The organism is Bythopirellula polymerisocia, from assembly GCF_007860015.1.
Taxonomy (GTDB): domain Bacteria; phylum Planctomycetota; class Planctomycetia; order Pirellulales; family Lacipirellulaceae; genus Bythopirellula; species Bythopirellula polymerisocia.
In genome coordinates this window covers 319,559-333,821 of sequence record NZ_SJPS01000003.1, presented here as the reverse complement: position 1 = coordinate 333,821, position 14,263 = coordinate 319,559, and the positions used below count along the sequence as shown (strand labels likewise).

The following is a 14,263-nucleotide window of genomic DNA, read 5'->3' as shown; positions in this document are numbered from 1 at the left end:
TTCGATTATTGGGCTACTAGTTTTCAATACTCGGGCGGATTTCCGGTCAATCGCTCAGTTTTTCGCGCGCTTCCTCAATCCAACGGGCGGTCTCGAGACGCGTCTCACCGGAGGTTCTTTCCTCAGCAAAAACGGCTATTGCATCCAACATCTGGTGTGCTTCACGAATCGATTCCTCTACGTGAGCCTGTTTACCATCGAGGCTAATGTAGATCGGACTCGTATGGGCGAATCGCAAACGAGTCGGTTTGCGTGGCATTTCTTCCGTTCCCCATTCGTAGGCCGCCAACTCGGCATCACTCAGTAATTGGTCCTCAGCAGTGCAGCGCGCTGCCAACCACGAGCTTTCTTCAATTCGAATGGGCACTTTTGTCGTGGTTCCTGATTCCAGTTCGGAGACTTGTTGGACAACTTGACCATTGAGCACTATCTCGATGTTCGAAATCAGATAAGGGAATAGGGCTGCGACCTCGATATTGAGTGTAGCTCCTACGGCAGTCATCTCAATCGTATCCCCAGGTCGATATTGGTCGTCGATCTCCAAAAATAGCATTGGGCCATTGGTCACAAAGTTCTTACCCTGTCGCCAACCTTCCAAGAATTCCTGCACGGTTGCATCTCTGTCTACTCGGACATAAGTACGGTTATAGCCAACTGGAGTTTTCTTTGGCCCGGTTGCGGAACCCGCCCCGGCAGCTAAATGCAAGCCGCAGTTCAAGAGGCGGTAATATGTGTCGGTATTCATCCGCAACATGTCATCCGCATTGTTTTCATAGACGGGGAAACCTGGGACTTGCAGTAAGTTGGAGTAGCGAGACCGAGGCTGGTATGCATATCGTAAAAAATTGTTATTACAAACGTTCACCACATCGACATAACCTAACAAAGCATCAAGTAGTACCTCGCGAGACCAGCCTCCCTGATAGCAGACCAGGGCTCCTTCATCGTGTGATTTAGATATTACGGGCAGATTGGGTTGATCAGGCTCGTTTCCAATAGCCAACGGCCGCGGCTGGCCGATGACGTAGACAGCACCCCAGTCGTGCTCAAGTTCATAATCGTAGACTGTCGTTGGGATCGATCTGCCTGCGTATTCGAGATAGCGCACCGGTCCACCTGGCGGAGAAACGTCATATCTGCGGGCATTCCACCATTGCAGCGAGGTACCGAAGTCGAGTCCCTCGGCGACAAGTTGTGGAGCGAGTTCGTCGAGTGGCACGTGGAGATGGTTCTCGCCGCACAAGAAACCGTGATCGCGCATGTTAATCCAACGCTTAAGCTGGACGGTGTGCCGGTTCGTTTGCCTCTGGTCGCAGGTGACAAGTTGCTTGGCTGGTTGGTATTCGAGGCCGTGTTCGATTCGAATTTCGACCTTGCCAGTTGGAATTTCGAGCACTGAGATCCCACCAGTGACAAACCAATCATCATTCCCCACGGGAATGATTCGACTGCCGGACGGACAATAATCCTTGCCAGCTTCGTCGCGTACTCGGACTCGAGCCGGGAGAGGCTTCCCCACTTCATTGACTACCTCCAGCAAGAACTTTTCCGCCTGAGCCAACGAAGACAAACTAAGAGCCACTAAGAGTGCCTTGGCAAAGTTCATTCAACGCTCACTTGTTTTCGACTGATTTGCGGATGTTTCTCGCACGACACGTTTAGTCTCGCTCCATGCATGCTCGAGATCCCCATTAATCAAGAAGACGTAGCCGTGGCTAGTCCGTGATTCACCAGGCGCAAGAGTGCCGAAATAGGGATTAGCATGAATGCATGAATAGGTACGTCTCCTGTTTGCCTGCAAATGATGGGAGGGATTCCAAGTCGTAGTCAGCACGGCAGAGCCATCCGAACTCACGACTGCAATAATACCATCATCACTGAGCCTTTTGGTAAACCCCCATTTTTCGCGATGGTCGTCGGATCGTTCAAGCATTTTCTGCCCCTTGACCAAAGTCATCCGAAAGAGATCACGCCCTCCGTCTGTTTCGCAACCTGCGTAAGTGATAAACTTACCATTGCTCCGATAGAAGGTGCGAGTCCATTGCGGGTCTTGAAATACTCCGCTCGCATGCAGGAGAAGGCAAACCGGCGCGACAACGTTTGACCAGGTAGTATCCGATCGATTGCAGATCGTTAGTGTAGCCATCCAGCCAAGCTGAATTTGCTGAACCGTTACTTTTACGGACAACCGTCCGTCAGGTGTTACACGATTGTAACTCCACTCGCCATCGACCCTTTTCCAGTCGGCTGGTCCCTGTGTTGCCACTTGCACATCGGTGTTGCCCAAAAGCAGAAGCTCGGGCAGCCACCATTGGGCAAGACCCTGATGGTCGTTGAATTGCAGATCGATTGTCGGTTGCCGGACAACTGCCTGTCCGGGCAGGATTGGCTCTCCCGACCATGCTATAGGAATCTCAGGCCAAAGCCCAAAGACGGACAATGCTGAGGCTGTCAGTTTAAGCTGATCCCGGCGATTTAGAAGCCTAGTCATTGCGACAGGTGCCGTTTGATGCTCTGTGATAAAAACGGGAGTGAGATTTGCAAGATGGAGCTAGATATTGAACAAGGCAATCGATACGTTGCGGGAGGGGGTTGTGTGTCGCTTTACATTATGTGGCGTTAGTTATTGCGACACAACCAGAAGCTTTTTTGCAGTCATCGCATCAAGCGGACCGGAAATAGCGAGATTCCTCTTTGCATTTTAAGTCACTTTGACTGGTGATTTAGGCAGGACAAGGTCACTCGGAAAGAGAGAGGTAACAATGGTATTATGGGGGGTGTAAAACCATGTGTAGTTTAAAGTCGCTTGATTCGTTCGGCGACCACGTAGTGATACTTCCTCACGCATTAGTTCCCAATTGGAGAGTAATCAAAATGCCGCAATGGCTGACCCTCTGTCTTGTTTTCATTGCTTTTTCTGCAACTTCCCTTCTCGCCGCCGAGGATCGTTATCCCACGTTCACCAGCATCGAAGAGGCTGGAGCTGATTTCTTGGTTCAAGGTGAATATGTGGGCTTGGCTGGCGGAGTGCTGCCGATAGCTGTCCAAGTGATTGCTTTAGGAGAGGAGGAATTTGAAGGTGTCATGTTTCAAGGGGGGCTGCCTGGAGCTGGATGGGATGGCAAGCAGCGTCAATACTTCCAAGGAAAAACTACGGATGGCAAAACGGAATTCTTCGGAAAATATGGTTACAAGCTGGCAGAGAAAAATGAATACTGGCAAGCAATCATAGAGAACCGTGTGATGCGAGGCAGCGATCAGTCGCTGCGCAATCAATTGAATGATGTTTCATTCGTACTTCACAAAGTGCAGCGAGAATCGCCAACGTTGGGCGATCAACCGCCTGAGGGTGCAACTGTGCTCTTCGATGGAACAAACACCGAGGCTTGGGGAGATGCCAAGATAGTTGAACATGATCTATTAGATCGTGGTGCCAAGACTCGGCAATCGTTCCAGGACTATCAGTTGCACTTAGAATTCCGCACACCCTTTATGCCGACCGCCAGAGGAATGCATCGGGGAAATAGCGGCATATTCATTCGCAATAAGTACGAAATTCAAATCGTTGATTCCTTTGGTTGGACTATTATTAATCGTCGCTTCGAACGCAACTCGTGGGTTGGTAGGTGTGGGGGAATCGAAGAGATCTTGCCGCCTGATGTCAACCTGACCTACCCACCTCTTTCTTGGCAAACGTACGACGTTGACTACTCTATGCCGCGTCACGATAAAACTGGTCAGCAAATCTCACCACCCATGATGAGTGTGAGACTCAATGGAGTACTCATTCACAACCGCCGTGTGCTCCCCCCCGAGTCTGAAGTTCGCGACGATCGCGAACCAGGTCCGCTTTACCTCCAAGACCACCACGACCAGGTTGTCTTTCGTAATATCTGGGTGGTCGAAGCTCAGTAGGAGTCACTTAAAACGGTCTGGATTTGCGAGGGAGTTTTATTCTCTATGATTTCCATTAATCTTTCGAGTAATCTCAATTCTCGATCTTCGAGTGCACTCTCGTGGTCAGTCAACCGATTTAGACACACCGGTAGTTCGGAAGCACCTTGCCGAATAGCGGCGATCCTGACAGAGGGAAACTGAGATCCAACGAACCCTCTGCCATCAAAAAGGCGTTCCTTCCAAGTCAAATTGCGTATAATGGAGGCGAAACCTCTCTCCCCTCTCATCGGCTATTCGTTTCATGCAACCGATTGTGCCAACCCGTGCGCCAGTCCGTCCGCGAGTGACAACTCGCGAGAATGGAGATTCCCGACCTTTGGAAGACGTGATCCAGGAGTTGGCCGAGGATGGTTGCAGAGAACTTGTCTGGATCGTGGGCGAATCTGGATGTGGCAAGTCGACGGCCCTGGCACATTTGGCAGCCGTGATCGCCGACGACGATAGACTTGTTTATTACGATGAGCCCAAGTCGTTCGGGATCGGAGTCCACGATGCATCGCAGCTCGTAGTAGCGACGTCGATCACCTCGGCTGCTCGCAACGGCGTTGTTCTGGTTCTGCAACCCTGGGGAATGGATGAACTCGTTGAGTACCTATTGGCGGTTTACCCACAGGAGTGCAACTCAGTGATAAATCGACTAGGTAGGGAAGCCCGCCAGAGTTGGTCGCCGCAAGTGGCGAATATTGTCCTTAATCGTCTTGCTCAAGATTCCTCACTTGCAGACCCTGCCCACGCGCTGGTAGAAGAGATCCACGACCGATTTCCCAAACAAAAACAGTTTTCAGCTGCAGCCTATGCCTGTCTGACCATGCTGGTAGGTGGAAGCGAGCCAATAGCAACCGCTGCCCGTTTGACAGCTAAGACCGGTAGTTCACCGGAAACCCTCAGACTGCTACGTCATTCTTCGATCCAATTGTCTCTTGCCGCAGAAAGTCTTATGACTGCGTTGGATTCACGAAGAACGTATAAAGCACTGACTCGGCGATTGCCATTCGAACTTATTGAGTTGGTAGGTCGTAGCTGCAGAGAACAACCTTCGGTGCTACGGCGGATCGAGAAGCTTCTGGAGTCAACTAGGACTGATAAGGCGCATCCGATGGCTGGAAGTATTATGGTACAAGCCGATTCCGTCTGGCGACCAGTACCCAGGCGAACAGGCAGATGGAATTTGGCGGGGGGATATTTTCCCAGGGTAAAATGGCCCGTTCTTGATCTTAGCGGTGCAAAACTTGCATGTTGCGATTTCAGTGGAGCAGACCTCAAAACTTCTGTGCTGTATGAAGCAGACGTGACAGGCACCTTTTTCAACAGTGCTGATCTGACTGGAGCAAGTCTCAAACGCATTCATGGCCCCTCGGCTAACTTCTTCGTGACTTGTTTGCGAGATTCCGATTTGTCGCATGCAAATATGAGACGTGCAGAGTTTATGGATTCCAATCTCTCAGGAAGCGATTTGACGAGGGCCGATTTGTCAGGTGCAATACTCAAATCTACGGAAGCTAGGAATGCCATTTTGAAAGAAGCTATTCTCACCGGGACGTTTTTGGAAGACTGTGATTTCACGGGTGCCAATTTTTCCAACGCCGATTTGTCAAGAATCGATCTGCGGAGCAATCAGCTAACGGGAACCAGCTTTGAGCGAGCCAACCTCAGGCAGGCCCAAATGGAAGATATTCACATAACTCAGGCTCGGTTTGCAGAGGCAAAACTCTGTAGTGCTCACTTAACAGGATCAAAATTCCCCGACGCAGACTTTCGCAAGGCCGATCTCACGGGTGCATTTCTAGCGGAAATCGAATGGGAACGGGCCAATTTACGAGGAGCCGATCTGCGGGGGGCAACATTTCACATGGGATCTTCGCGGAGCGGTTTGGTCGGAAGCCCTATCGCACGTGAAGGGAGTATGACAGGTTTTTACACCGACGAGCGCGAAGAGATGTATTTCAAACGTCCTGAGGAAATCCGCAAGGCAAACCTTTGTGGCGCTGATCTGCGTGGTGCCAAGATCGAAGGGGTCGATTTCTATCTCGTCGATCTCCGCGGATCGAAATTTGATCCGCAGCACGAACTGCAAATCCGCAGCACTGGAGCGATTCTGAGTAATGAGTAGAATTTACACTTCAGTAATTCCAGGAAAGGATGCCGAGCATGCGGGCAATCATCTACAAAGACTACGGCGACCCCAGCGTACTCCAACTGGCAGAAGTTGCGCAGCCTAAACCTGAGAAGGACGAAGTTCTTATTCGCGTTATGGCGGCGGGGGTCAATCCGGTTGAGGCGCGGCTGCGAAGTGGCGAGGCGAGGTTTTTGATTCCTGGGGGATTTCCGCGGATTCCAGGATACGATGTGGCCGGCATTGTCGAGGCCTGTGGCGACAACGGTTCGTTCTCGGTGGGAGATCGAGTTCTTGCGTATCTGTATCGCCTCTACGGAGGGGCATACGCAGAATTCGTCACCTGTCGGGACAGATGCGTTGCAGCTATCCCCGCCGCGATGCCATTCGAGGAAGCGGCAGCCATTCCTTTGGCCGGTTCGACCGCTCTGCAATCACTGCGTGACCATGGTCACATGCAAGCCAGTAACGAAGTACTCGTAAACGGAGGCAGCGGCGGAGTCGGCGCATTCGCCGTACAAATCGCCAAGGCCAATGGTGCACGGGTAACCGCAGTCGCCAGCGGCAAGCACGAGGATTTTGTGCGCTCCCTGGGGGCCGATGATTTCATCAACTATGAGGATCAGAATTTTAGCGACTTGGATCGCCGATGGGATATTGTCTTTGATGCCGCCGGAAAGAGTTCCTTCAGAAGGGCGAAGCGGGTGATGAACGAAACCGGGTACTTTGTATCCACTGAGCCAAGCTTTCGAGGGTTGGTGATGTCGCTAGCGACCTTACCCTGTAAGAAGAAAGGTCGCATCATGCTCGCGATCCCTCGAGCCGAGGATTTGCGGGAACTAGTGCGAATGTATTCGGCCGACCAACTCAAGGTGACCGTCGCCGAAACATTCTCCCATGGGGACGCTGAGCAGGCCCATGTTAGGATCGAAAAAGGCGGTTTTAGTGGCAAACTCGTGTTGAATATAGCGGAGTAAGCCAGCACGTAAGCTATATTTTCGAAGATTCTGTCCCCACCACCCTCGGATATGCGACCCATGAGCGAACTCACCCAATCGACCGCCCAGCAGTGGCAGGCTTTCTTCCAGGAATGGCCAGCGAGTATTCCTAGTCGGGGAATCGTAACAAACTCGCTCAATGAACAGATGCCTTTTAAGGGGTTCATGCTCAAGGGAACGATGATTCTCCTAGAGCGCAACAACCCCGATGCCATGGGAGGGCGGTATATTCTGATGAATTTCTCCTCGATCGATTCGGTGAAGCTCGTCGATCCGCTGAAAGAGACCGACGCCACGGCAGCCGGCTTTGTTGGCAAGTTTGCGAAGATGTAGAGCGAAAGGGCTCAGAAAGGCCAGACCCAAGGAACCAGAATGATCGCGACAATTCCCAGCAATAGATTCAAGGGCGCTCCTACTCGCATGTAATCGCCAAACTTGTAGCCACCCGGGCCATAGACCATCATGTTCGTCTGATAGCCAATAGGTGTCATGAAGCTTGCGGATGCGGCTAATGCCAATGCCATCAAGAAGGGTCTTGAGTCGACTTCGAGCAACTTGGCGGTTTCCAGGCAGATCGGAAACAACAATACTGCAATCGCGTTGTTAGTCACCATCTCTGTCAGGATCGATGCTAAGACATAAATGCATGCCAGGGCCGCCAGGGGGCCCATGACTTTGGTCGAATCGACCAGGACTCCCGCAAGCGTGGCGGCGACGCCCGATTTTTCTAGCGCCAGCCCCACTCCGAACGACGCCGCGATCGTGACCAGAACTTGCCATTCGATGCTGCGTCGCGCCTCACCTGCCGAGATGCACCCGGTGAATATCATGGTTCCTGCGATGAGCGCCGAGGCAATCATCGTATCGACGATGCCGGTAGCCATCAGGAGGATAAGCACTGCCAAGAGGGGCAAGGCAATCCAGGCACGATCGTGTCTGAGTGGCCGGAAGTCGTCGATTTCGCTGACCAAATAGAACGCAGGATCGTTGCGATATGCCCGAGCGAAGTGAGGTTGAGTTTGCAGGAGGAGGGTATCTCCCTGCTGCAAACGAATGTCTCCGATCTTGCTGTCGATGCGACTGCCACCACGATGCACGGCAACCACGGCTGCTCCATAGGTGGCCCGAAAGTCGGCATCGCGAATAGTGCGGCCCACCAGGCGGGAATCTGCTGAGACCACGACTTCCGCCAGCCGGCGCTGCAATAGTTCACGTGGGGATAGTTCCTCTGCGGCGTCGGCAACCGATGCCAGGCCAGGAATCTTCTGGAGTTCGACTACACTGGAAATAATGCCAGCAAACACTAAACGGTCATTAGCTTGCAAAGTTTCGTCGGGACTAACAGGGGACAATAGCTCTTCATCACGTTCTATTTCGATCAAGAACAGACCATGGAGGCGACGGAGTCCGGCTGCATCGACCGTCTTAGCGACAATGTTACTGCCGGGACGCACTTGCATTTCAACCACGTACTCGCGCCGCGACTGGCCAAGCTGTTCAAGTAGTTCGGTGCGTTCGGGGAGCAATCGGCGACCTATGGTCCACAGATAGGTAACACCGACAATGGCATATGGGAGTCCGACCCAACCAATTTCGAAGAGTCCCATGCCGGGAATATCGTTCTGGATCATTAATCCTTGTACGACCAGGTTCGTAGAAGTACCGATCAAAGTGCAAGTGCCACCGAGAATGGCCAGGTAGGAAAGGGGAATCAGCAGTTTCGACGGGCTGACTTGACGCTGGCGGCACCAATCCAGCACGACCGGCATCAGCATCGCCACGATGGGAGTGTTGTTGAGGAATGCGGAGGTAGGGATCACGACTAAGGAGAGTCGCTTCAGTACGCCACGGTCATCTGCGGCTCCACCCAAAAGTCGTGTGCCAACATAATTGAGGATTCCTGTCTCACGCAGTGCGGCAGCGACGACAAAGAGGAAGGCGACCGTTAGCATGCCCGAGTTTGAGAAACCGGCAAATGCTTCATTGGGAGTGATCACACCCGCGAGTGCCAGCAGTGCTGTTCCCATCACAAAAAGCAGGTCTGGCGGCGCAATATTCCGCAGCAGTCCATAGAAGATGCCAACGATGACAAGAACGGTAAGCCAGGCTTCGAATGTCAACGTATCACACCCTATTTACGTTAGGTCTGTAAAGTTCCCCAGTTTACCGAGGTCCTTGGCCTGGGAATAGCCGTTCTGGAAGGCTTAGGAGAGTCTCTTGGGAGCTCTGCTGCTAGCGTTTCGAGTAGATCGGGATTGCGGGAATTACCCGAATTCGCTTGAATTCGGCTGTTCTCTTACCATATATGTATCCAGGGAAGGATCCTCGCCATGGACTCGGCAAAATCTATGACTTTAAAGAAAAGAATTCTTCGTTCGGCCAAGACTGTTTCTCTCACTGCGATCGTGGGATTAGGGCCTTTCTGTTGGTATGCGATTGCTGAAGAGACTCCGCCCGTTCGCATTGCAGAAAAACGAATTATTGGTCCCACGACCATCATCGCTGAATCGAAGAGCGAGTTGGACTTCAAGGCCCGCGTTGATACGGGAGCAACGACCTCTTCGCTGCACGTCGAGGAATGGGCAATCGAGGACGAGTCTCCTCAGATGGCCGACAATGTTGGGAAGAAAATTCGCATACGAGTCAAAAACCATCGCGACGAGTCGCAATGGATCGAAAGCCGGATCGAGGAAATCGGCACCGTGAAGACATCCGCCGTGGCTGAGGAACGCTATAAAGTCGAGTTGACACTTTGCTGGAACGACGTGAAAAAGCAGGTGCTGGTCACGCTGAATGACCGTTCGCGCATGAAGTACCCCATGCTTCTAGGCCGCAATTTTCTGCAAGGGGACTTCGTCGTCGACGTCGATTTGAAGAAGCAAACTCACGCGGAGATTCTGCAAGTGCTGGAAAAACCGGCCCTGAAACATGCCACGACCAAAGCAGTGCTGGCCGAGAGTGACCAAAAGGCAGAAAATCTGGAGTAGTCCAGCAAGATATCTGCCCGCAACTAAAGACATTATTGGTTAGCCAGGGATTTACACGGAAAATACTGAAGCCGGCGTCCTAGCTTTGTTCGGTCCGCCTCATTCCGTGGCAAAAAATACCTCACTCAATCGAAAAAATGCGATTCTATTAAGAGTCGATTTGTTTGAAGCGCAGACTCTCAAAGTGCCATCTATAGGAAACTTAGCCTAGTTGGCGCAATCGGTGGTTATTCCGCTGACCAATATGAGTGGTGGGGCGAGAGGGACGACGATTCTTGCGGGTAAAGCCACGTCGTTTCTTCCATTTGCTTAAGGGGCGAGAGCCCCCTTTTGACGTGCGGTCATCTTCCGGTAATTCGTCTTCATAGACGGTCGCGCGATCCATGACACAACCTCAGCAATTTCGGACCAATGAATAAGTCCGATCCCAATTTTCCTTTGTTGCTGCTGAATCCAGAGATGAAGTTTCGAGAAATCTTGAAACCGGCCAACAACCCCGCCTCTCGCCTCAGCGAATGAACGGGCCAATATCGACTCTGTGGCAATTGTTAGGCAATCGAGGGTTTCGGGCAATCCCGATCTGGGTAGTTTTACTGCGATAGAAGCGAATTTAAAGTGAAATGAAGCAGTGAATGCGGGTCAGGGGATTTGTGATGCGGACAGGCTTACGTAGGTCACGCCGGATTCAGAATTCGCGCAGGGGTGCGCTGGACACTTTTTCCACTTCGACGTAGCGCCGCCAAGGCTGGCTTTTCTACCAATTGGTGCAACAAGGCAGCCAGCAAGAACGCCAGAACAACGGCCGCACCGATCGCCCAGCTAGGGGGCACTGCCAGAGACTCAAGCCAGCGAATAAGCACAAAGCCGATGTTCTGATGGATTAGATAAAGCGGATAAGAGAGGGCACCTAGCGCAATGAGTACGCGAGACTTGAGGTGCGGCAGGTAACCTTGGACAGCCAGAAACAGGCAGACCGAAAGCAGGCTGGCGACCAGAGCGTGGGCCATCCCGTCGAAGAGGCCGACAGTGGCCCAGCAGCCAAGTAAAGTGACTAGATCAAGCCGCGTCAGCCTTCCTTGTTGACGGGCGTGGTAGAGGAGCATACCGACTGCAAACAAAGGGATGTATTTTAGACTGGTGATCGTAGCGACTTTATTGGCAAGATTGGCCAGGACCGGTACTGAGTTTTCTGACGACGATATTAACAAGTGAATGAGTCCGGCAATGCCTACCCAAACGGCAAGCGTGAGCCGAGGGCGGCGGAACGCGCCAAGTCGATAGCAGACTAGCATGTTAGCGTAAAAAATTAGCTCGGCCTGCAGGGACCAGTAAGCCCCATCTACGTGGGGGGCATCTAAGAGGGATTGCACCATGGTCAGGTTGACCAAAGCTGCGCCGAATGAAACCTCTTGCCCTGGTAGTCCGCAGTAAGCGACAACTGCGAAAGTGACAAGGACAGCCGCCCAGTAGGCAGGGTAGAGTCGCGAGAAACGGCCCCAAGCGAATTTCCAGGGATCGGATTGCCGATCGAGCGTCATGAGGATTACGAATCCGCTGAGCATAAAAAAAAGATCGACCCCATAGTGGCCCCAAGGGACACTTGCCGAGAGGGTCGTCACATGCCCGAATAAATTGTCATAGCGAGTGGTGAAGTGAAATAGCACAACTGCCAGTGCCGCCAGTCCGCGGAGGGCATCAAGTTCCAGGATTCTTTCGGAGTGATTTCCGAGCAGTTTATTCGTTGTTTTTACAGTCATACATGCTCTCAGAAAGTCGCCGATAATTTTGATAAGGATTGCTGAAGCAAGTCTCATGCCCAGCTGGCGGTCATTCGCAAGCTTACAACGGTCTGCGAATGCAGAGCGTTCCGCGGGAAGAAATGGCAACCGAATGAGACAATCTGACCGGTGATGTTGTGAAAAAGCAACATATAGAACCGTCATTCCCGCGCGGACGGGAATCTAGAGATTACGCGACAGGTAATCAGTTCAAGTCTGCGCGGAATTATGGCGAGGCAGAGCCTGGGGACATGTTAGATGTGGGTAACAGGACTTTCTGATTTTGTTATGCTGACCAGTGCACTTCTTTAACCTAACCGCCGAGCAAACTCATGCCGAATCGCCTAGCTGACGAAACTAGTCCCTATCTTTTGCAGCACAAGGACAATCCGGTTGATTGGTATCCTTGGGGACCGGAGGCATTGGAACGCGCTCGACGTGAGGAGAAGGCAATTTTCTTGTCGATCGGTTACTCGGCCTGCCATTGGTGCCATGTGATGGAGCATGAAAGCTTTGAGAATGAGGCCATCGCTAGGTCGCTCAACGAGAAGTTCGTGTGCATTAAGGTCGACCGCGAAGAACGACCCGACCTAGATCAGGTCTACATGAATGCCGTGCAAATGCTTACTGGTCGTGGAGGTTGGCCGATGAGCGTGTTTCTCACGCCCGATTTGAAACCCTTCTACGGTGGTACTTATTGGCCTCCGCATGCGAAGCAGGGCATGCCGGGATTTGATCAGGTCATTGATGCCGTGGCAAACGCCTGGAACAACAATCGCGACGCTGCCGTCGAGACAGCCGACCGCTTAACTGCCGAGCTAAGCCGGGCCGCACAAACCACAGCCCCTGAAGGCGAGGTCACAGCAGCCTGGATTACCGGCGCGGCGGCCCACTTCAGACATACTTACGATAGTACTTACGGTGGTTTTGGCGCCGCTCCTAAGTTCCCGGCACCCATGTCGCTACGTTTGTTGATGCGAGATTGGTATCGCCGTCAAGAAAAATCGTCGCTCGAAATGGTTCGTGGCACGCTCGACCGCATGGCAGCAGGGGGGATCTACGATCATCTCGGCGGTGGGTTTGCCCGCTACAGTGTCGATGAGCGTTGGTTAGTTCCGCATTTCGAAAAGATGCTTTACGACAACGCTCAATTGGCACTTGCCTATTTGGAAGCGTACCAGATCACCGGCGACGAGGCGTATGCCCAGGTGGTGCGCGAAACCCTAGACTATGTGCTGCGCGACATGACCGACCCCGCCGGTGGGTTTTACAGCAGCGAAGATGCCGACAGCGAAGGAGTTGAAGGAAAGTTTTACACGTGGACGCAAGAGCAACTCAACACGGTGTTGGACGAAAATGCGGCGGCGACGTTCGCCAAGGTATACGACGTGACCGCTGCGGGAAATTTCGAGCACTCAAACATCCTTAACCTTCCTAAAACCATCGACCAACTGGCAAATATCCTGGGCCGCGACCCCGCTGACCTCCGTCATGAGCTTGCTGCCAGTCGGGAAAAGCTGTTTGCCGCGCGTGAAGAGCGGATTCATCCCCATAAAGACGACAAGGTGTTGGTCGCCTGGAATGGCCTGATGATTGAGGCCTTAGCAGCGGCAGGCGCAGTTCTCGGCGAGAAAAAATATCTGGCCGCCGCCGAGAAGGCCGCCGATTTCTTGCTCTCTGAACTGCGCGATGCGGATGGGCGGTTGCTGCACACCTGGCGAGATGGCCAGGCCAAGGTATCCGCTTATTTGGACGATTACAGCTACCTAGCCAACGGATTGATCACGCTCTACGAAGCCACGTTCATGGCACGTTATCTAGAGGAGGCGATCACGCTAATGGATGTCGTGTTGGAGCGGTTTGCCGATGAAGGGGAGGGGGGGTTCTTCTTCACGGCCGACGACCAGGAGCAACTGCTCGTGCGGAACAAGGATTTCACCGACAATGCGGTCCCCAGCGGAAATGCAATGGCCGCTTGCGCCCTGGTCAAGCTGGGCAAACTCACCGGCAGCGAGCGATACCTTACCGTGGCGACCCGAACCGTGCAGACTCCCGCAGAGCTTGTGAAACGCTATCCTTCGGCGACCGCGCAAACGTTGCTGGCCGTCGATCTCCTGGTAGGTCCGACTTATGAGATGGTTCTAGCCGCGGACCTTGAGTCCGAGGAATCAGAGCATGTGCTATCCGAGATTCATAGCCGGTTTCTCCCGAACAAGGTCTTGGCCTTTGCCACGGAAGAACCTCTCCTGCAACTTGCGGAATTGCTGCGCGGAAAAACGGTTCTAGGCGATGCTCCGACGCTCTATATTTGCGAAGGATTCACCTGTCAGGCACCGGCCCAAGGTAAAGAGGAGATTCTCCACGCCTTAGGGGACTTGGCAGCTAACACGAATGAATTGAGACTGCCAACAAAGTGAATCCCTCCATCAC

11 protein-coding genes are annotated in these 14,263 nt (G+C 52.7%); 6 read left to right on the top strand and 5 right to left on the bottom strand.

Going from position 1 to position 14,263, the window contains the following annotated elements; genetic code table 11:
- Positions 1-46: 46 nt before the first annotated feature.
- Together Pla144_RS10875 and Pla144_RS10870 are read right to left on the bottom strand one after the other, a co-directional pair.
- Positions 47-1,606, bottom strand: coding sequence for a CehA/McbA family metallohydrolase (locus Pla144_RS10875; protein ID WP_146450697.1), 1,560 nt, complete (start codon positions 1,604-1,606; stop codon positions 47-49).
- Positions 1,607-2,491, bottom strand: a complete 885-nt coding sequence (locus Pla144_RS10870; protein WP_146450696.1) for a hypothetical protein — start codon at positions 2,489-2,491, stop codon at positions 1,607-1,609. It abuts the gene before it with no gap.
- 383 nt (positions 2,492-2,874) lie between these two features.
- Here Pla144_RS10870 and Pla144_RS10865 point away from each other — a divergent pair, with 383 nt between their 5' ends.
- The 4 genes from Pla144_RS10865 to Pla144_RS10850 all read left to right on the top strand — a co-directional run bounded on the left by Pla144_RS10865 (position 2,875) and on the right by Pla144_RS10850 (position 7,401).
- Entirely contained in the window at positions 2,875-3,915 is a 1,041-nt protein-coding gene (locus Pla144_RS10865) for a 3-keto-disaccharide hydrolase (RefSeq protein WP_146450695.1), read from the top strand.
- A gap of 283 nt (positions 3,916-4,198) precedes the next feature.
- Positions 4,199-6,067, top strand: coding sequence for a pentapeptide repeat-containing protein (locus Pla144_RS10860; RefSeq protein WP_146450694.1), 1,869 nt, complete (start codon positions 4,199-4,201; stop codon positions 6,065-6,067).
- Positions 6,068-6,105: 38 nt separating this feature from the next.
- Positions 6,106-7,047 carry an NAD(P)-dependent alcohol dehydrogenase gene (locus tag Pla144_RS10855; protein WP_146450693.1) on the top strand — a complete coding sequence of 314 codons (942 nt, stop codon included), beginning with the start codon at positions 6,106-6,108 and terminating at the stop codon, positions 7,045-7,047.
- A 60-nt stretch (positions 7,048-7,107) separates the two neighbouring features.
- The gene (locus Pla144_RS10850) at positions 7,108-7,401 is read left to right on the top strand and encodes a hypothetical protein (RefSeq protein ID WP_146450692.1); all 294 of its coding nucleotides are present in this window, start codon (positions 7,108-7,110) and stop codon (positions 7,399-7,401) included.
- Positions 7,402-7,412: 11 nt separating this feature from the next.
- On the opposite strand, the gene Pla144_RS10845 is transcribed toward Pla144_RS10850, so the two are convergent.
- Positions 7,413-9,188: an SLC13 family permease gene (locus Pla144_RS10845; protein WP_146450691.1), complete on the bottom strand. Its 1,776-nt coding sequence runs from the start codon at positions 9,186-9,188 to the stop codon at positions 7,413-7,415.
- Between the two features lie 210 nt (positions 9,189-9,398).
- On the opposite strand from Pla144_RS10845, the gene Pla144_RS10840 reads away from it, so the two are divergent.
- Entirely contained in the window at positions 9,399-10,055 is a 657-nt protein-coding gene (locus Pla144_RS10840) for an ATP-dependent zinc protease family protein (RefSeq protein WP_146450690.1), read from the top strand.
- Between the two features lie 202 nt (positions 10,056-10,257).
- On the opposite strand, the gene Pla144_RS10835 is transcribed toward Pla144_RS10840, so the two are convergent.
- Both Pla144_RS10835 and Pla144_RS10830 read right to left on the bottom strand, forming a co-directional pair.
- Complete coding sequence (locus Pla144_RS10835; RefSeq protein ID WP_146450689.1) at positions 10,258-10,440, bottom strand: hypothetical protein; 183 nt, start codon at positions 10,438-10,440, stop codon at positions 10,258-10,260.
- Between the two features lie 289 nt (positions 10,441-10,729).
- Positions 10,730-11,812, bottom strand: coding sequence for an acyltransferase family protein (locus Pla144_RS10830; RefSeq protein WP_197530572.1), 1,083 nt, complete (start codon positions 11,810-11,812; stop codon positions 10,730-10,732).
- Positions 11,813-12,165: 353 nt separating this feature from the next.
- Between Pla144_RS10830 and Pla144_RS10825 the strand changes: the two genes are divergently transcribed.
- Positions 12,166-14,250, top strand: a complete 2,085-nt coding sequence (locus Pla144_RS10825; RefSeq protein WP_146450687.1) for a thioredoxin domain-containing protein — start codon at positions 12,166-12,168, stop codon at positions 14,248-14,250.
- The last annotated feature ends 13 nt before the right edge of the window (positions 14,251-14,263 follow it).